This window comes from Clostridium sp. Marseille-QA1073, from assembly GCF_054863625.1.
Genome location: NZ_JBSVQM010000017.1, coordinates 48026 through 67001 on the forward strand (window position 1 = coordinate 48026; position 18976 = coordinate 67001).

The 18976-nt window shown below is 30.2% G+C and carries 22 protein-coding genes; 3 read left to right on the top strand and 19 right to left on the bottom strand.

Going from position 1 to position 18976, the window contains the following annotated elements; genetic code table 11:
- Positions 1-87: 87 nt before the first annotated feature.
- Together ACY1IQ_RS14685 and ACY1IQ_RS14690 are read right to left on the bottom strand one after the other, a co-directional pair.
- On the bottom strand, positions 88-1023 hold the full coding sequence (locus tag ACY1IQ_RS14685) for a DMT family transporter (protein ID WP_461614657.1): 936 nt from the start codon (positions 1021-1023) through the stop codon (positions 88-90).
- Positions 1024-1258: 235 nt separating this feature from the next.
- The gene (locus ACY1IQ_RS14690) at positions 1259-1504 is read right to left on the bottom strand and encodes a hypothetical protein (RefSeq protein WP_461614658.1); all 246 of its coding nucleotides are present in this window, start codon (positions 1502-1504) and stop codon (positions 1259-1261) included.
- A 447-nt stretch (positions 1505-1951) separates the two neighbouring features.
- Here ACY1IQ_RS14690 and ACY1IQ_RS14695 point away from each other — a divergent pair, with 447 nt between their 5' ends.
- From ACY1IQ_RS14695 to ACY1IQ_RS14705, 3 genes are all read left to right on the top strand, one after another.
- Positions 1952-2266 (top strand): hypothetical protein, encoded by a 315-nt coding sequence (locus tag ACY1IQ_RS14695; RefSeq protein WP_461614659.1) that lies wholly within the window; start codon positions 1952-1954, stop codon positions 2264-2266.
- Between the two features lie 4 nt (positions 2267-2270).
- Positions 2271-3134: a nitroreductase family protein gene (locus ACY1IQ_RS14700; RefSeq protein WP_461614660.1), complete on the top strand. Its 864-nt coding sequence runs from the start codon at positions 2271-2273 to the stop codon at positions 3132-3134.
- Between the two features lie 188 nt (positions 3135-3322).
- Positions 3323-3862 carry a hypothetical protein gene (locus ACY1IQ_RS14705; RefSeq protein WP_461614661.1) on the top strand — a complete coding sequence of 180 codons (540 nt, stop codon included), beginning with the start codon at positions 3323-3325 and terminating at the stop codon, positions 3860-3862.
- Positions 3863-4070: 208 nt separating this feature from the next.
- Here ACY1IQ_RS14705 and ACY1IQ_RS14710 read toward each other — a convergent pair whose 3' ends face one another.
- The 17 genes from ACY1IQ_RS14710 to ACY1IQ_RS14790 form a co-directional block, all read right to left on the bottom strand.
- A complete protein-coding gene (locus tag ACY1IQ_RS14710) occupies positions 4071-4523 on the bottom strand; it encodes a cupin domain-containing protein (protein ID WP_461614662.1) in 453 nt (150 codons plus the stop codon).
- A gap of 25 nt (positions 4524-4548) precedes the next feature.
- Positions 4549-5634: an ethanolamine utilization protein EutH gene (gene eutH, locus ACY1IQ_RS14715; protein ID WP_461614663.1), complete on the bottom strand. Its 1086-nt coding sequence runs from the start codon at positions 5632-5634 to the stop codon at positions 4549-4551.
- A 28-nt stretch (positions 5635-5662) separates the two neighbouring features.
- Positions 5663-6205, bottom strand: coding sequence for a BMC domain-containing protein (locus tag ACY1IQ_RS14720; protein ID WP_461614664.1), 543 nt, complete (start codon positions 6203-6205; stop codon positions 5663-5665).
- A 44-nt stretch (positions 6206-6249) separates the two neighbouring features.
- Positions 6250-6516: a EutN/CcmL family microcompartment protein gene (locus tag ACY1IQ_RS14725; protein ID WP_461614665.1), complete on the bottom strand. Its 267-nt coding sequence runs from the start codon at positions 6514-6516 to the stop codon at positions 6250-6252.
- Positions 6517-6549: 33 nt separating this feature from the next.
- Positions 6550-7254: a hypothetical protein gene (locus ACY1IQ_RS14730; RefSeq protein ID WP_461614666.1), complete on the bottom strand. Its 705-nt coding sequence runs from the start codon at positions 7252-7254 to the stop codon at positions 6550-6552.
- A 13-nt stretch (positions 7255-7267) separates the two neighbouring features.
- Positions 7268-8092, bottom strand: a complete 825-nt coding sequence (gene eutJ / locus ACY1IQ_RS14735) for an ethanolamine utilization protein EutJ (protein WP_461614667.1) — start codon at positions 8090-8092, stop codon at positions 7268-7270.
- A 13-nt stretch (positions 8093-8105) separates the two neighbouring features.
- Positions 8106-8747 carry an ethanolamine utilization phosphate acetyltransferase EutD gene (gene eutD / locus ACY1IQ_RS14740; protein ID WP_461614668.1) on the bottom strand — a complete coding sequence of 214 codons (642 nt, stop codon included), beginning with the start codon at positions 8745-8747 and terminating at the stop codon, positions 8106-8108.
- A gap of 12 nt (positions 8748-8759) precedes the next feature.
- A complete protein-coding gene (locus ACY1IQ_RS14745) occupies positions 8760-9509 on the bottom strand; it encodes a cobalamin adenosyltransferase (protein WP_461614669.1) in 750 nt (249 codons plus the stop codon).
- 358 nt (positions 9510-9867) lie between these two features.
- Positions 9868-10155 carry an ethanolamine utilization microcompartment protein EutM gene (eutM, locus tag ACY1IQ_RS14750; protein WP_039632247.1) on the bottom strand — a complete coding sequence of 96 codons (288 nt, stop codon included), beginning with the start codon at positions 10153-10155 and terminating at the stop codon, positions 9868-9870.
- A 75-nt stretch (positions 10156-10230) separates the two neighbouring features.
- Positions 10231-11700, bottom strand: coding sequence for an acetaldehyde dehydrogenase (acetylating) (locus ACY1IQ_RS14755; RefSeq protein WP_461614670.1), 1470 nt, complete (start codon positions 11698-11700; stop codon positions 10231-10233).
- Between the two features lie 12 nt (positions 11701-11712).
- Entirely contained in the window at positions 11713-12345 is a 633-nt protein-coding gene (locus ACY1IQ_RS14760) for a BMC domain-containing protein (protein WP_461614671.1), read from the bottom strand.
- Positions 12346-12360: 15 nt separating this feature from the next.
- Positions 12361-13017, bottom strand: coding sequence for an ethanolamine utilization microcompartment protein EutL (eutL, locus tag ACY1IQ_RS14765; RefSeq protein WP_461614672.1), 657 nt, complete (start codon positions 13015-13017; stop codon positions 12361-12363).
- A gap of 18 nt (positions 13018-13035) precedes the next feature.
- Positions 13036-13920 (bottom strand): ethanolamine ammonia-lyase subunit EutC, encoded by an 885-nt coding sequence (gene eutC / locus ACY1IQ_RS14770; RefSeq protein ID WP_461614673.1) that lies wholly within the window; start codon positions 13918-13920, stop codon positions 13036-13038.
- Positions 13921-13934: 14 nt separating this feature from the next.
- Positions 13935-15302, bottom strand: a complete 1368-nt coding sequence (locus ACY1IQ_RS14775; RefSeq protein ID WP_461614674.1) for an ethanolamine ammonia-lyase subunit EutB — start codon at positions 15300-15302, stop codon at positions 13935-13937.
- A 22-nt stretch (positions 15303-15324) separates the two neighbouring features.
- Complete coding sequence (gene eutA, locus ACY1IQ_RS14780) at positions 15325-16758, bottom strand: ethanolamine ammonia-lyase reactivating factor EutA (RefSeq protein WP_461614675.1); 1434 nt, start codon at positions 16756-16758, stop codon at positions 15325-15327.
- A 186-nt stretch (positions 16759-16944) separates the two neighbouring features.
- Positions 16945-18351 carry a histidine kinase N-terminal domain-containing protein gene (locus ACY1IQ_RS14785; protein WP_461614676.1) on the bottom strand — a complete coding sequence of 469 codons (1407 nt, stop codon included), beginning with the start codon at positions 18349-18351 and terminating at the stop codon, positions 16945-16947.
- A 19-nt stretch (positions 18352-18370) separates the two neighbouring features.
- Positions 18371-18943 carry an ANTAR domain-containing response regulator gene (locus ACY1IQ_RS14790; protein WP_461614677.1) on the bottom strand — a complete coding sequence of 191 codons (573 nt, stop codon included), beginning with the start codon at positions 18941-18943 and terminating at the stop codon, positions 18371-18373.
- Positions 18944-18976 lie beyond the last annotated feature (33 nt).

Below are 18976 nucleotides of genomic sequence, written 5' to 3' on the forward strand. Positions count from 1 at the left end.
ATGACAAAATAAAATAGATGTTTATATTGGGCTGTTATAAACATCTATTTTATTTTGTTTTCAACTTAAAAATTATTAGTTATTTAGTTAATTCTCGATATGTGATTTTGTTATACCTACTTCTTCTAAGCTTTCTTCCTTTCCTTCCATTGAGTTATCCTTTACCGAACGTGAAAGTATTATAACTGATGCTATTATAAATATTCCTCCAACAAAGAGTTCTATAGTTAAAGTTTCTTTAAATATTATAATTCCCATAATTACTCCAACAATAGGTTCAAAAGTACTCAATATAGCTGCATTTGAAGTTCCTATTATCTTAACACCATGAAGAAATAATATAATAGCTACTATTGTAGAGATTACGGACACTCCTAATACCGCTAAGGTAGAATATATATTCAAAGTTGTTATAAGCTCTCCCTTTACTCCTCCATATAAAATCATTGCAATTGCTGAAAATAACGCAAGATAGAAGGTTATAACTTTATTATCTAAGTCCTCTAAAGCTTTGCTTGCCATACTAACAACACAAGCTGCATAGCTTAATCCTGAAAATAATGCCAAGAAACTTCCTTTAAGACTTATCCCACCTATATCCATGCCCACTAATATATATATTCCTATTAAAGATAATAATAAGGATATTATTTTATGTTTATTTAACTTTTCCTTATAAATTATAAAAGACAATAAAGTTACTAAAGCTGGATATATAAAATGCATAGTAGTAGCTAAACCTACTGTAATATAATTATATGATAAAAATAAAGTTAAAGCCGTGGTAGAATACCCTGTTACACCAATAATCATAAGTATTATAAGCTGCTTTTTATTAATCTTAAAGTTCACTTTACAAATAATAAAATACCCTAGTAATAAAATGCTAGCTACTAAAAATCTAAGAGTAACCACTGTTATAGGATTTAACCCATTATTATAAGCAATCTTTGTAAATATAGGCATAAGGCCAAAACCTACTGAAGAAAGCATAGCATAAATTATTCCATTAATTTTTTTCATATCTCCCCTCCTCTGTACTAACCCCTAAATCATTCTAATACTTTAATAACAATTTATCAAATTTTATGACAATTCTTATTTTAAAATTATAGATATCATTCTACAGCTCAAGACATAATAAAAAAAGTATTCATAGCTCTTAATTTAACAAATTGTCATAGCTGTTACAGTCTATGCATAAGTTAAATACAAGCTACAAATACTTCTTTTTTTATATTATATGCAAAATATCTTATTATAGTACCTTTCTTAATTGTTCTGCTTTATACTCTTTTATAAGTTTATTTTTAGCTTCATCTATAACAATCAATTTTACAGTACTATCTTCTACTTTTAACACTTTTCCTTTTTGTTTAGTTCCTATTACATTTACTGGTGTTCCATTTGTTATTGCTTTTAAAAAACTGCCATTACAATAATCACACTTTTCTGAATTTTTAACCAATCTCTTACAATCAACACAATAATATAGTTTACTCATATAAACACCTCCAAGTACTCTCTTATTATAAATATTTCTATATATGATTATAATATCCTTTTTTTAAATATATTGTTAATAAATTATTAATTATTAGTTTCTATTTTACTAGATTTATAAAATCTTTTACTTAAAAAGCTTTATTATAGCATTATTATTCTTCTTTATCGAATTATACCTACAGATATAATAGTTAATGATTTATTTATGATAATATATTCTAATATATTTTTCTTTTATATGTTTATTTGCTTTGTAATATTTGTAAATAATACGGCTTTATACTTTTTAACGATTATGATAAAATTTACTTTAAGTATTGTATATTTATTAATATGCACCATAATCAATTATGATAAGAAATATATTTAAATAGAGAACGTTAGAAGCTATATAATAACTAATTCTTATTTTCTTCTCATAAATACCTAATGAAAGGAACTTTTTATGTATATAACAATATTCTATATTTTGATTTGTATAGTATTCTTTTTCTTCGGAAGGAAAAACTATATAAAAAAGGCTGAAAGATTAAATAATAATATCAGTGAATTTAATGATGAAATTTTACTTAGATACAATTCTTTAGATGGAGAAAGTAAGATTAAATTTAAAAAATCTCTAAATGAACTAGAGCTTATATACTTTAATGATATACTTCAAAATAATTTTAAATACAGCAATAACATAAGTAGTATTCAAAGCTATATTCTTCATTTAGAAGATATTATGAAAAAATTAAAGCTTATAAAAGGAGAGTAATACTGTGATTGATAATAATTTGTTCGATGCAATTTATAAAAGATGCTCTATTAGAAAATATAAGCTAGAGCCCCTAGCACCTTCTATACTAAAAGAAGTTGAAGAATATACTCATATTCTCCCTAAATTATCAGACATAGATATGAAAATTCATATTGTAGAAGAGGGCAAAAAATTTCAAGACATATCAAAAGGTATAATTGGAAGCTACGGTAAGATTAAGGCCCCTCATTATTTAGTTGTTACCTCTGAAGAAAAACCAGGCTATATGGAAAACATAGGCTATAGTTTAGAGCACCTAGTACTCAAATTAACTGCTTTAAATTTGGGTACTTGTTGGATTGGAGGATTTATAAAAAAAGAACTTCTTAATAATGTAATTAAAATACCCAATAATCATGTAGCAGTTATAGTTATTTCCTTTGGTTATCCCCTTCATTACGGAGATGTTACACCAAAGAAGTTAGAAGATAACTTAATTGATACTATAGGCTTTAATCCTAATAGAGAAACTGATATATCTTCAAAATTAGCTTCTAGCGCAAAACGAAAAGCTCTAAGTGAAATTATAGATTGCAACCTAACTGAAGATTGGCTAGAAATAATGAATGCAGTAAGACATGCACCATCTGCTATTAACAGTCAACCTTGGAGGTTTTTTAAAAAGGATAATGCCATTCATATGTATAGAATTAAACGAGGCAAAATAGCAAAAACCCTTGATCATATTAATAAAATCGATAGTGGCATAGCTCTTTGTCACCTTATGGTAGCTGGAGCTTTAAAAGGGAAAAAACTCACATTAGAGTATTTAGATAATACAGAAAGAAAAAATTTAATATATTTTATTTCTATAATAGAAAATTAATTATTCATTATTAAGATTATATATTTTGGTAATACTATTGATAGGTATAAAAGGTAAAACTAACAATAATAGTCTATAGGATAATTATAAATAAAGTAGGTGTATAAAAATATTTTATTACATAAAAAATAGAAAAGTATACAAACTACTAATAGCATAGTGTAATGACTTTTAAAGGAGTGAAAATAATGAATAGCAAATTTGGAAAGGTTATGAAAACCGCACTTACAGTTATTGGTGTGGCAGCAGTAGCAAAAGTAGTTTCAGATAAACTTTCTGAAATGCATAATAAAAAACTTTGTGATTGCATTGATGAAAAATTTAATAATGGTAAAAATATAATAATTAAATCTTTTGACGAAGAAGATCTACAATGTTGTGATAATAAACTTCAAGAACAAATGGATGTTAATAGTCCTGATAATACTTCAAAAGTTAGTGTTGAAAGTAATGTTTTTAAAAAGGCAAAAGAACACATAATGATACCTGATATTAAAAAATATGAGTCTCCTAATAATGAAAATCATATTTTAAAATATCCTATAAAAACTAATAATAACTCTGGAAGTTGCTGTAATGAAGAAATTTTAAGTAAACAATATAATGAGGAACTTGAAGAAAATATCTCTAAAAATAAAGAATTAGAAAATAATATAGCAGAAGCTCAAAGTGAGCCTATTCGTAAACATAGTGAAATATTAGAAGATAACGATGACAACTTAAAATAATCTTATATTGTATTTTATTATTAATTAAAATAACCATAGGATAACAACTAATAAAAAACTACAATAAAATTATAATCATTAATAATAAGTGTTAAGATAAAAGTTATAAATTACTTCTATCTCTAGTTTTTAAAATTTCCTATAGATATAAAAATGCCTATAGACATAGTCTATAAGCATTTTTATATTATTTAAAATAAGTTTTATTTTACTCAAGTTCTGCCCAGTTTGCTGGGTAAGTTACATATACAAATCTAGCATGATTTGGAACTGTGAAATTAATTGAAGAATTTCTAGGAATGAAAATTAAATCACCTTTATTACCAACAACTTTTCTTCCATCTATATCAATTTCTAAAGTTCCATCAATTATATAATCCACTTCATCATATTTTAATGTCCAAGCAAAACTAGTTTGATCCATTTCCATAACACCACAGCCTAGTCTTGGACTTTCTTCAAGTGTTACTACATCTTTTAAGTAAACCTTGTCACCTTCTTTACCAGTATCGAATTTTTCTGGTTTTACAGTGCTAGTTTTTATTGACATTATGCCACTTGGATCTACATGTTTCTCAAATTCAGGTGCCACTTGACCTAGTTTCTCTGTTATTATTCTTCTTATTATCTCTTCAATTGCTTGTTCATTTATGTTCTCCATAATATAACATCTCCTTTAAAACATCTTATTTACTTACTTCATTTTTTGGTGTCATAAGGCAAGCTAAAGCTACTGCTGAAGCACCACCTATTAATTTAGCAACTATCATAGGTGCAATCATATCTTTATTAACACCTGCTGCAAAGCCTAAATGATCCCCAAATACAAAGGCAGCACTTACAGCAAAAGCAACGTTTATTATCTTTCCTCTATTATCCATATCTTTCATCATACCAAACATAGGAATACTATTAGCTAATGAAGCTATCATACCAGCAGCTGCTACTTCCCCTATGCCTAATAATGAACCTAATTTCATTAATGGCTTTTTAAACACTTTAGTTATAAAGTGCACTAATGGATATGCTCCCGCAAGAACTATCGCAATGTCTCCAACTACTTTTATTCCTTCTGAAAGTGGAGCCATTCCTGGAATCACAACTATACCAGTTATTGTTTCAATTATTATAGCAGCTAATCCTACAGTAATAACAGCTGTTACAAACTTTCCAAAGTATGTAAAACCTTTTATCATTTTTTCTGGCATTAATTTTAATCCTATAGCAATAAGAATTGCAACTATTATTATAGGTGTTAAGTTCATAAGAACTACTAATGGAGATAATCCAGCTAATAGCCCTCCAACAAAAGATCCTATTGGAATTGTTATTATACCTGCAAGTACACCTCTAGCTAAAAATTTATGATCTTCTTTTTTTATAATTCCTAATGCAACAGGTATAGTAAATACTATTGTTGGTCCCATCATAGAACCTAATATTAATCCTGCAAAAGGTGCAACTTCTTTTGCTTCTGCTAATTGCTGTGCTAATTGATATCCACCCATATCACAAGCAAGTAATGTTGTAGCAAACATTGATGGATCTGCTCCAAGAGCTTTATAAAGTGGAACAACTACTGGCTTTAATAAGTTTGCCAAAACTGGAGCTAATGATATAATTCCTACCATTGCTAAAGTTAAAGCTCCCATAGCCATAAGTCCTTCTTCGAACTGCTCTCCATATCCAAATTTATTTCCTAGGATTTTGTCCACAGCTCCTACAACCATGAATATTACCATAATGTACATTATAATTTCATTTATATCCATATAGCCATCCTCTTTCCTTATATAATTTTTATAGATTTTCTAAAAGAATTTTACTAGGAGACGGAATAATTGTCTTATGAATTATCTTTTTAGGTTCAATTATAGATTCAGCTATCTTAATAGCTTCTTCTACACTGCTTACAGAGCCTGTAACTACAAAATAAGATTTTCCACCAATACCATTACCAATAACCAGTTTTACTAGTTTAATGGAAGCTGATTTTAATGCAAGGTCTAAGGAAATTAATGAAGAGGTAACATTAGCAGTTTCCATAACGCCCACAGCATCAAAATTATCAATAGGAGGTCTTTTCTTCAGTCCATTTATTAGCTCTTTATGAGCATTAGCAATTACAAAGCTTGCTACAATATTTTTATTTACTATTTCCTTTGATGTTTCAATAGCTTCTTTTACTTCTTCTACATCACCACAAAGTATAATCATAAATTTCCCTGGGCATATATGCCTTAATGTCACAACCTCAACATTAGATGCCTTAAACATAATATCTGCCACTTCTATTCCTCTTGCAATACTATTAAATTCCATTAGTCCTAAAGATTTATTCATAAAATCAACTCCATGTAATGTGTATTTATGTTAATGTAATTAGTTTATACTAATTCTAGTGAATCTACTATTCCTACTATTGTTGCATCTATTGGTGCTTTCTTATCTCCAATTACATATCTTGCAGAGCTACCAGAAACAATAAGCACTTGATCACCTATTCCTGCGCCAACGCTATCTACAGCCACAATTGTATTGTCTGTCTTTTCGCCTTTAGAATCTAGTTTTCTTACAACTAAAAATTTAAATCCACTAAGATTTTCATCTTTTCTCGTAGCCCATAGATTTCCTACTACTTCTCCAATAATCATAATTAAATACCTTTCCTCTCCTAATAAATTTCCTTAACTCTCAAATTTTATTAGTAATTTATTTATTCTAGCAAAATCTTTGGCTAGTGGTGTCACTATAGATTTCTTAGGAATTACTACTTCCCTTACTCCATCTTTATATAAATTTCTTAAATCTGTTTCAGATATTAGTTTTTTCTTAATTGATTTATTTGCTTCATCTTTAATTTGAACTGAAACTTCTGATTCATCATTTCTTTCACTCTTTGGAGAAACATTGACATTCTCACTTTTTAAAGTAGATAAAAGGTCTTTTAGTCCTACAAAATTAACCCCATAGCTTTTTAGTTTTTCTTCATGATCTTTAAATGTATTGAATAAAACTCTATTAGCAGTGGCAGCATATTTTTTATATTCTACCCCTTTTTCCATAGCATATAGGTTTAAGCCTTTTAAAGCTGCTTCAATTGCTACTTTTTCTTTCATTGACCCTTGAATCGTTAAAGAAAGATTAGCTAATTCACTATTGGAAATATTTTGTAATATTATTCCTTCATAACTTTCAATATCACCCATATTGTCTAAACAATCTATGGTGAAATTATTGTCATTTAAAGCTCCAGATAATATAGGACATAAGTCTTTTGAATGTTCAAGAATTAATAATTTCTTCTTTGATTTATTATTTTCTTCTAATAATATTTTCAGTCTATTCATAACTTCTTTTGTTATAAGTTCAACTAATTCTTCACTATACATCAACATACCTCCCTTATTTAACGCAGTTAATTGCAATACCCAAAGGAGTAACTAAGAAAGGATTAATTGGTTTCACTGTTTCTATACCTGTTTCCTTTTGAATAATGTCTTCAATTCCCTTTAAGCAGCAAGTTCCACCAACTAAATAAATTTTCTCCACATTAAATCCTCTTATATGAGAGCTAACAATAGAAGCTATCTTTTGAATTACTGGTGTTACCATAGGAAATATATCTCTATAATTTTCAGGATCCTTCTTTCTATTTTCAGCTTCCTCAAATGGAATTCTGTAAGCTCCTGATATAACTAAAGATAATTGAGTTCCACCTGTAGGTTCATCAGCAGTGTATATAACTTTTCCATTTTCAAATATGGAAAGTCCAGTTGTTCCACCACCAACATCAACTACAACTCCATTGTCTATTTGTAATACCGCATTTGCTGCTGTAGGTTCATCTTCCACAGATACAACATCCATGCCTGCACCTTCAACTACATAACTATGAGTTTTAACATCTCTTTCACTGGTTCCCGGCGGAACAGCTATAGCAGCTTTTGTAAGTTCAATTCCTAGTTTATCTTCTATCTTTTTCTTTAATTTTCTAACTATATTAGTAGCTCCAATAAAGTCAACCACAAGACCATCTCTAACTACCTGTGCAAACTCCATTTCACATGCAACAGGATTTCTTTCTTTATCCAGCACAACTATTACAATATAAGCTGTACCTAAATCTACACCAACATAAAGTTCATCGTCTCTTTTTACTTTTACCGGCTTTTTAATGGTCTTTTCAACGGCTTTAATTAGATTATCTACTTCGTTTAAGCCTTTCATAAATTAATCCTTTCTACTTAACTATTGTTGCACGAAGTCCTTTTGTGAAACCACAAGCATTTGCTTCGTCATAGTCAAGATGTATAGCTGTTCTAAATTTACTACTTACTCTAACAGCAACATTTTCAAACATTAATCCTCTTTCTCCGCCTACTTTAATTTTAATTTCCTCTTGATCTTTTACCCCAAACTTTGCTGCATCTTCTGGTGTTATGTGTATGTGTCTTTTAGCTGCAATAACACCTTCTTCTATTCTCAATACTGATTTTGGTGTAGCAAGAATTATAGAAGGAGTGCCTTTAATATCTCCTGACATTCTAACGGGAGCATTTACTCCTATAGAAACAGCATCACTTTTTGATAATTCTACTTGAGTCTTTCCTCTTACTGGTCCTAAAACAGAAACATTTTGTAATGTTCCTTTAGGTCCTATAAGAGTAACCTTTTCTTCACATAAATATTGGCCTGGTTGAGATAGTTCTCTTTTATTAGTCAGTTGATAACCTTTTCCAAAAAGAGTCTCTACATCTTCTTGTGAAAGATGAACATGACGGCCAGAAGCTTCTACAAGCACTGTGTTATCTTCTTCTCCACCTTGTAGTCTTTTAATTACTTCATCTATAATATAATTAACATTTAAATCTACTGTACTCAAAATTGTCACCTCTTATTTGTACTTTCCAGAAACATACTTGCACATCATTATATAAAAACAACTACTTAATCTATTCAAAGCTAGTGCTATATCATTTCTAGATAGTTCTCCATCTTGGTTTTTAAATGCTTTTAATGCATCAATTTCAACTTCTCTACTCTCTGCTCTTAATGCATTTAAAGCTACAACTATATCTCCCATTTCATAACTTGGGAAAATTATATGGTCTATGTTAAAATATTTTTTAGGGTTATGAGAAACAGCTCTTAATTCTTCTGAATTTAACCCAATCAAAGCAACTTCTGGTAATTCTTTTTCTGTTACTTCTACTTCTAATATTTTTCTTGCATAAGCTAAAATATCTTCTAAATCCTTTAGAACCTTTTTTTCATTTAGGTTTTTACATTGAATTTGAGTTTGTAATATTTTAGCTTGAAGGCTATCTAATTTTCCTCTTAGTATAATCCTTCTGTGATCTTTTTCTACTAATTTATTACCATTTAGTTGAGTCATATGTTCCGGTTTATTTTCAAAAACTCCACCATTTATCTGAACATATTTAGGGTTAAATATTTTTTCTTCCCTTTGAATATTCTGATTACTTTCTTTAGTTTGTTCTTCTTTATAAACTAATTTTATATTTTTATCTTGTAAATATTGTCTTGCTGACGGAGTTATTATTGCTCCTTTTTCCACAACATATTCTGTTAAATTTTCATTTCTCAGTTTACTTCTTAAAACACTTTCTGTTAAAACACTCATCATCTCACATCCTTATATAAGATGGACATTAATTTGTTAAATCACAATACTTGTAGCATAAAATACTACAAGTTATATAATCTATATCATTCTACATTCATCACGCTCATGCCATTTGGCACGAGCTTTTGTGATGAATTGTAGAAATCTTTAGACTTTGGTTTGGTATCTGAAATAAGATAATTTATCAAAGACTCTAATGTATTTTGTGCCAAGTAAAGAGCAAATTTCATAGATAGTATTGCTATCTATAGATTATTGCAATGTGTATGACATAAACTGCATCAAAATGCTAATTAGTTATTTATTTAAAGATACCTAGCTATATTAATAATTTTTAGGATTATCTAAATTTAAACTATTGTTGTTCGTATTTTGGAAGTATAACTTCAACTTCACCATGTGGTCTTGGAATTACATGAACTGATATTAATTCTCCAACTCTTTCAGCAGCAGCAGCTCCTGCGTCTGTAGCAGCTTTAACAGCTCCAACATCTCCTCTTACCATAACAGTAACTAATCCAGCACCAATTTGCTCTTTTCCTATTAAAGTTACGTTTGCAGCTTTAACCATTGCATCTGCTGCTTCTATAGCTCCCACTAATCCTTTAGTTTCAATCATTCCTAATGCGTTCATATTTGCCATTTTAAAATTCCTCCTTAAATTGCATAAAAATTATTTTTTAAAATTTTAACTAAATTTATGTTAATATTTTATTGCTTACTTTATTTGTGCTAATCTTTCAATGATTTTATTCACAATTAAATCTAATTGATCTTTAGAAATTGTAGTTGGTGCGTTTTCACATTGAGCTTCATTTCCTCTAAGTTCTTCTAGCTCTCTAACACCACAAGCTACTCTTTTTATATTTATTAAGTTCATTGGTCCTATGTTATCAGAAGTTGAACTTCCACCTATAGCACCACAACCTAATGTAAGTGCTGGAGTAAGATTTGTTGATCCTCCAATTCCACCTAAAGCACCTGGTGTATTAACTAATAGACGAGAAACTGGAATTCTTAATCCAAATTCTTTTATAATTTCTTCATTTTCACAGTGTAATACTAAAGTATGACCTTTACCTTCATTCATTAATATTTCTGTGCAAAGTTTTATTCCTTCTTCAACATTTTTTACTGTGTAAAATGCTAATATTGGAGTAAGTTTTTCTCTTGAATAAGGATTACTTTTGCCCACTGTAGTTTGTTCTGATATTAATACTTTTGTTCCATGAGGAACGTCTAATTTAGCCATTTCAGCTAATGTTTCTACACTTTTACCAACAATTTGTGGATTCATTGTTCCATTAGCTCTTAATATGAAGTTTCCAAGCTTAGCAGATTCTTCTTCATTTAAGAAGTACATTCCTTGTTTTATAAGCTCAGCCTTAACAATCTCTTTCATAGATTCCTCTACTACTATTGATTGCTCTGAAGCACAAATTACTCCATTATCGAAAGTTTTACTATCAATAATTCTCTTAACTGCTAAAGAAACATTTGCTGACTTATCTATGAATGCTGGTCCGTTTCCTGGTCCAACTCCTATAGCTGGTGTTCCTGAGCTATAAGCTGCTTTAACCATAGCCTCTCCACCAGTAGCAAGTATTAATGATGTATCTTTATGACTCATCAATTCATTTGTACCTTGAAGTGATGGAACTGTTATACATCCAATTAATCCTTCTGGAGCTCCTGCCTTTATTGCTGCTTCATTTAATATTTTTGCAGTTTCAATAATACAGTTTTTTGCATTTGGATGTGGTGAAATTACTATAGCATTTCCTGATTTTAATGCAATTAACACTTTGTATATTGTTGAAGATGTTGGGTTTGTTGATGGAATTAATCCAGCAATAACTCCTACTGGCACAGCTACATCAAAAACTTTGTTTACCTTATCTTCATTTATAATTCCAATAGTTTTTAAGTCTTTCATATTTTCATAAACTAATTTACTGGCAAATACATTCTTAACAACTTTATCTTGCCATTTTCCAAATCCAGTTTCTTCCCAAGCCATTTTAGCTAATTTAACAGCTTCACGCTCTCCAGCTTCTGCTATAGCCTTTACTATTGAATTAACCTTTTCTTGAGAAAAAGTTTTATATATTTCTTGAGCTTTTTTAGCGTTAATGATAAGATTTCTAGTTTCTTGTATTGATATTAAGTCTTTATCTACCATTTCCATTTTTATTTCCTCCTACTGTTCCTTCAGTATGGCTTCAATAAGCTGATCTTTCTTACTAAATTTGATTTGTTTTTTTGTAAGTGAAAGCTTTTTTCTTTCTTTTAATTCTCTTGCAATAGTTCTAAGTTCAGGAACTTTTAATACTTCTAGCTCTTCACGATTCTCAAAGCTAAGTTTTATGTCTTTTTTATCCTCTATTGCAATTGAATCATCCTCTGATTCTTGAATCTCATCTACAGTATCTAATTTCTCTTCTTCTATGTTATCTACTGTATCTTTTACATCATTATCAGTATTTTCATTCTCCACTTTAGTAGGTAAGATTTTATCGCTTACTGATATTTCCTCTGTCTTTTTAGAACTATCTTTCTTTTTACTATCTAGTATGTTCCATACATTATCTTCTGCCCTTGCTATAACATGAGCATTTCTTAAGCTACCTAATCTATCTACAGCTGAGCAAGCAGCTTCTATTGAAGCTTTTACAGAAGCTACATCTCCAGTAATAAGTATAGTAACAATACCACCTGTAACAAATTCACAGCTTACAAGTTTAACATTTGCAGATTTTAAAGCTACATCTAATCCTTCAACAGCCCCTACAAATCCATATGTTTCTAAAAGGCCTAATGTTGATTCTTTCATAACAACAACCTAATTCTAGTAATCTGTAGGATTATCTGCTACAAACTTAACTGCTTCGGCAAATGCATCACAAGCTGCTTTTACAGCAGATTGGCTTCCAGTTAACAACCCTCCACCAAAGTTTGTTTCAGATGGTGGTCCAAAGAATGCTTTTAATTCAACTGCTGCTGCTTTCATAGCTGCATCTAATGCGTACATTGATTCTAATGGTGGAGCTATTAAATAAGCTAATGCTTCACCTTCTTTAATTCCTGCTGTTTTAGAAAGATATGAACCTGTTCTTGATATAGGTTGCGCATAGTATACAATGCTATCATCTTCATTAGCACTATAGAATGTTGCAACTCCACTTTCAATAAAGTCTACTGCAGCATTTAATCCGCTTCTTACTTCCGCTGGACTTGGTCCTGCTAATATTCCTATTACTTCACCTGCAAGCTTAGTATTTGCATTTGCAGCTCCACCGTAGAATGATCTTGCATAAACAACTTCAACGTCAGCAGCTTTTGTTGCTTCATCTAAAGCAGTGTATGTAACATCATCACTATCTGCAGTAATTATTCCTATACTTTTATGTTCAGGCTTTAACTCAAATTCTTTTGCCATTTCAGGATTAACGTTAGCTATTAGCTTAACGCTTAATACTGATGCACGAAGTTGATCATTTTTCATAATAACATTCCTCCTGAATTATAATTTAAGATCTAATCCACTTGCCTTTTTCTCTAACATTAATTTGATGATATCTGCTATATATGCACCAGCTTCAACTGATGGAGTACCACCTTTGTGTATATTAGATACAACTGTTCTTCTTGATTCTGGCATTCCAACTGTTCCTTTGTATGCTATATATGCACTCATACTTTCAGCAGTTACAAGACCTGGTCTCTCACCAATAAGTAAACAAGTTACATCTGCTCCGATTTCTTCAGAAATAACATCCATTGCTCCAACTCTTCCTAATTTAACAAAGAATGGAGTTCCTACTGATATACCATAGCTTTCTAATCCTTGTGTTAGAGCTGGTAATATATCTTTTACATTTGCTTCTACAGCTTTTGAACTTAAGCCATCTGATACATATATTTGAACTTGTGGGTTTCTCTTAAAAGAACTTAATTTTGATAACTCTTCTTTTGAAATAGCTCTTCCTAAGTCTGGTCTTGTTATATATTCATCTTTTGATGAACACATTGTATTTATTATTGGTAAATTCATCTCTTTTAATAAGTCTTCATTAACATCTGTAAAAACTGAGTCTTGAGCTGATGCATGGTCTGCTCTAAATCTTAACATTGTCTCAGTTTTATATCTTGCTCCTGTTCTTCCTATACCTAGTCTTGCAGGAGTATGTTGTTTCATTTTTAAATAACCTTCAGCATCAACTGGGTTATCAACTAAAAGTCTAGTTTTTAAATCTACTTCTGTTATATCTGGAATCATTCCGTTTGCATTAACACTACTACTTTCTTCAGTTTTGTTAGGTGCACTGACAATGTTTCCTCCTTGCTTTGTTGCCATTTCAACTAAAACTTGCTCTACTAATTTTTTTAAATCATTTTCTGAAAACATTTGGTTACCCCCTTCTACTTCTTAAGAAATACAGAAGCGTCTCCTGCGTTCCCTGTTAACTTACCATTTTCTATAAAGTTCCATTTTTCAAGCCATGCTTCAAACTCAGCTATTGGTCTCTTACCTAGTAATTCTCTTAAAGCTGCTGTTTCATGGTATCCTGTAGTTTGATAGTTAAGCATTACGTCATCACCATGCGGAATTCCCATAAAGTATGTGCATCCTGCAGTAGATAGTAATATTGATAAGTTTTCTATATCGTTTTGATCTGCTTTCATGTGGTTTGTGTAACAAGCGTCACATCCCATTGGAATACCTGATAATTTACCCATGAAATGGTCTTCAAGACCTGCTCTTATAACTTGTTTACTGTCATATAGATACTCTGGTCCTATAAATCCAACAACTGTATTAACTAGGAATGGTTCATACTTTCTAGCAAATCCATAGCATCTCGCTTCCATTGTTACTTGGTCTGCTCCAAAGTTAGCATCTGCTGATAACTCTGATCCTTGACCAGTTTCAAAGTACATTACGTTTGGACCTGCTGCTGTTCCTTCTCTTAATGCTAAATCTCTTGCTTCTTGTATTAAAGCTGCATTTATTCCGAAGGCTTCATTACCCTTTTGAGAACCTGCTATACTTTGGAATATTAGGTCTGTTGGTGCACCTTGTTTTATTGCATCCATTTGAGTAGTTACGTGTGCAAGTACGCAGTTTTGAGTTGGTATTTGATATTTTTGTTTTGTTTCTTCAAATCTTTTTAATACCTTAACTACACTTCCTACAGTATCATCAACTGGGTTTAATCCTATTAGGGCATCACCTATACCATAAGTTAAACCTTCTAATACAGAAGCTAATATACCATCTGGATCATCTGTTGGATGGTTAGGCTGTAGTCTTGCTGATAACGTTCCTGCTTCACCAATTGTTGTATTACAATGAGCAGTAACTTTAATCTTATTTGCACCATAAACTAAGTCTAAGTTAGACATTAATTTTGCAACTGCAGCGATAACTTCACTTGTTAATCCTCTGCTTATTCTTCTGATGTCAGCTCCTGTTGTTTTTTCATTTAAGATCCATTCTCTTAATTCTGCAATAGTCCAATTTTTAATTTCACCATATATTTTTTCATTAATAGAATCTTGGATAATTCTTGTAATTTCATCCATTTCATATGGAACTACTGGATTATTTCTTACATCTGATACTGTTAAATTGCTAAGTACAACTTTTGCCGCTACTCTTTCTTGAGCAGTTTCAGCAGCTACTCCAGCTAATTTATCACCTGACTTTTCTTCATTAGCTTTTGCTAAAACTTCTTTAACGTCTTTGAACTGATACACTTTACCAAATAATTTTGTTTTTAGTATCACTTTCTTCACCCCTCTATAAAAATTATGAATTGAATACTAATGTTTTTATTACTACTGGAACAACCTTACCATTTATTAATGGTTTGCCAATATCTATATAGTCTCCATTTTCAACCTTGATGCTATCTATACAAACAACATTTTTCTTTTTTCCTAGTTGAATGTACATAGTTTGACCTAACACCTTAGCTATATCATTTTCGACAATTACAAATATCGGATAATCCTTTTCTAAAAGCTCAGTCATTCCATTGATAAGCGATTTTGATAATTTTTGAACTTCATCAAAAGAAGGATTTTTGATTCCTTTAAGCGCTACCGCTACCCTTTGACTTTCATTCTCTAAATTAAACCATTTAAGTTTTTGATTTATTGCCCTTTCAATAGATTCAAAACCACCATCTTCATCTTCTTTAGATAATTTTAAAATTGGTAGGTTTTTGATTGGGAAAACATCAGAAGTATAGGTTATAGTACTTCCACTGATATCAGTAGTATGAGAACCAGCACCTACAACAGTAGCCCTTATGGTCTCAATAGCAGTCTTAACCTTAAGCCTCTTAGCTAGATTAGAATTTTTTATTTCCTCACCTAGAACAACTCCCATATCTCCAAATCTGAAAGGATCTGAATAATCTTCATTATATATATAATCAGCTACCCCTCCTGAGAAGGTTATATACTCAATGTTGTAGCCATCTTTTAATCCTTTGTTAGTTTGAATCTCATCATACATTGATGATCTTTGTTTAATGCAAACTGCTTCTTCTAAAATTTCAGCCATTGCTCTTGCAATTTTTCTAATTTTATCAATTTCTGCAATATCTCCAACTTCTATGTTCACACCAATAGATTGTGCTAACTTTTTAATTTTTGGATATATATAATAGATTTTTTTAGTATCCTTATCTATTTTTATAAGTCTTCCACCTATATCTAAACATCCAGTATCAACTAATTCACCATTCTTAAATAAAGCTAGATTAGATGTCCCTCCACCTATATCGATATTTACAACATAAGCATTTTCTTCATCGGATATCTTATCTGCACCTGCTCCTCTTCCAGCGATAATTGATTCTAAATCTGGTCCAGCTGTAGCTACTACAAAATCACCAGCAAATCCACTTAAACTCTGAAGAACTTCGTTTGCGTTTTCTTTTCTAGCAGTTTCTCCAGTAATTATGACAGCACCAGTTTCTACATCACTTGGCTTAACTCCGGCATTTTTATATTCGCCTTCTATTATTTCTCTTACCTTATCTTTATCTATCTTTGTTTGAGTAATAAGTGGAGTAAAATAAATTTCACTTCTATAAATAATGTTTTTATCAACAATTTTAATTCTTGGTACAGAAAAGTTACTTGCTGTATTTTCAATGGTTATATTACTAAATACAAGCTGAGTAGTAGATGTTCCAATATCTATACCAACGCTTAAAATTTCTTCTCTCACTTCTTCTCACCTCACTTTTTTAGCTTACAATTAAAAAATATAAAATTTTATATCTATTAACTGTAAATTATTTGCTAAATATTAAAGCCCAGAATTTTTATTATTAAATAGTTATAGTATAACTATTTAATAATAAATACTCTGGGCTTCATTGCCACTACATAAACACTACATTGTGCTTAATATTTAATTTTTAAAATCAAAAACAGCTTTAGTTCCTTGAGAATTTGAATATATATTTAAATTACCATTTAGTTTATCATTAACTAAACTTCTTACTATCATAAGTCCTAAGCTACTTTCTTTCACAGAGTTAACATCAAACCCTACCCCATCATCTATGACAGAAATAGTTGAATAAATATTACCTTTTTGAATTTTTATTGTTATCTTTCCAGTAGCTCTATCCTTAAAAGCATGTTTTAATGAATTTTGAAGTAACTCGTTTACAACTAAGGCTATAGATGTAGATTTGTCAGAGTTAATTGAAAAATCATCACCTTCTAAGCTTACTTGTAAATCTACATTATCTCTCTTTTCAAAACTTATTATGCTTGCTTTTATTTTATTTATAACTTCTTTTATATTTACTTCATCAATACCTTGCTTTGCTAATATTTCATGAGTTGCTGCTATACTCAATATTCTGTTTATACTTTCATTTATAGCATTGGTAAACTCTTCTCCTTTAATTCTTCTTGATTGAAGTCTTAAAAGACTAGCAATGGTTTGAAGGTTATTTTTAACTCTATGATGAATTTCTTTTATTACTACAGATTTTAATATGAGTTCTTTTTCTTTTTGCCTCATATCTGTAACATCACTAATAAGCATTACTAAATTTAATACCTTACTACTTTGTACAATATATTTGACTTGAAGTGAAACATCCCCTATATCTATGTCTTTAACATCTATACAGTCACTATTCATAATTTCTTCAAAAGAACAATTATACAAAGATAAATTAGAAAAATCCATGCCTATTAATTCTTCTTTATACCCTAGTTTTTTATAAAGTTGCTCTGCTACAGGATTCTTAAATCTTAGTACTCCATTTTCATCAAAAATAAGTATAGCATCATTTATGTGATATGTTATATCACTCTCTTTGTAACTCCTATTAGTTATTTGAGATGTAAGTTCTTCGTTAGTTCTTGCTAATATTTCTATCTTTCTATTACTATTTAAAGTCTCTGTTACATCCTTTTCAACAATTAAAACACCGATAGTCTTATTTTCTTTATTTCTAATAGGTTCTACACTTTGCTTAACTTTTATGTATTCTTGAGTTATTGCCTTTAAATCTCTTGATGGCATTCCTATTTCTAAGGTTCTAAGTGATGCCGGTTCATTTTCTCTTACTGCAAATTTCCCAACTACCTTTTCTTTATATAATGAGCTTTTAGTACTTGGTTTTGCCTCCGCTACAACTATTGCTTCTCCATTATGTTTAGTTGGACAATCTATGAAGACGTCTGCATTTGCCGAATCAGCAATTAGCTGAAGAGTGGTAGCTATATTTTCTATAATTAATATGTCACTTTCACTTAAGCAAGTATATTTTAAACATAATCTTCTTATTTCACTCATATTCATTCCTACTTACTAATTATTCTTCACTCATTACAATTATCTGCGAAATCTCTTCCATAGTTACTCTCTTTTTCATACTTAAATTTCTTATATTACTATAAGCTTCATCTTCTGTTATGCCATTTTGCTTCATTAATATGCCTTTGGCTTTTTCTATAATTTTTCTAGCTTGTAGTTTTTTCTCAACGCTTTTTATATCATCTTTAATCTTTTTAAATTCTCTTGATTTTGCTAAACAAACCTCTATATTAGGAATTAAAGATTTGTTATCTAAAGGTTTAACTAAGTAACCTATTACCCCTACCTCTTTTGCCTTTTCAATAAATGTTTTGTCACTATAAGCACTTAAAAGCACTATTCCACTGGCTAAGCCTTCTTGATTGATTATCTTAGATGCATTTAATCCATCTAATAAAGGCATTTTTATGTCCATAATTATTAGATCCGGTAAATGTTTTCTACACATTTCGATGGCGTCAAAACCATCTGAAGCTTCAGCTACAACACTGTAACCTGCCTCTTCTAACATTTCCCTAATATCCATTCTTGTAATAGGTTCATCATCGGCTATTACAATTCTTTTAGTCATATTCTACACCTCTTTTGGAATTTTTAATAAGTT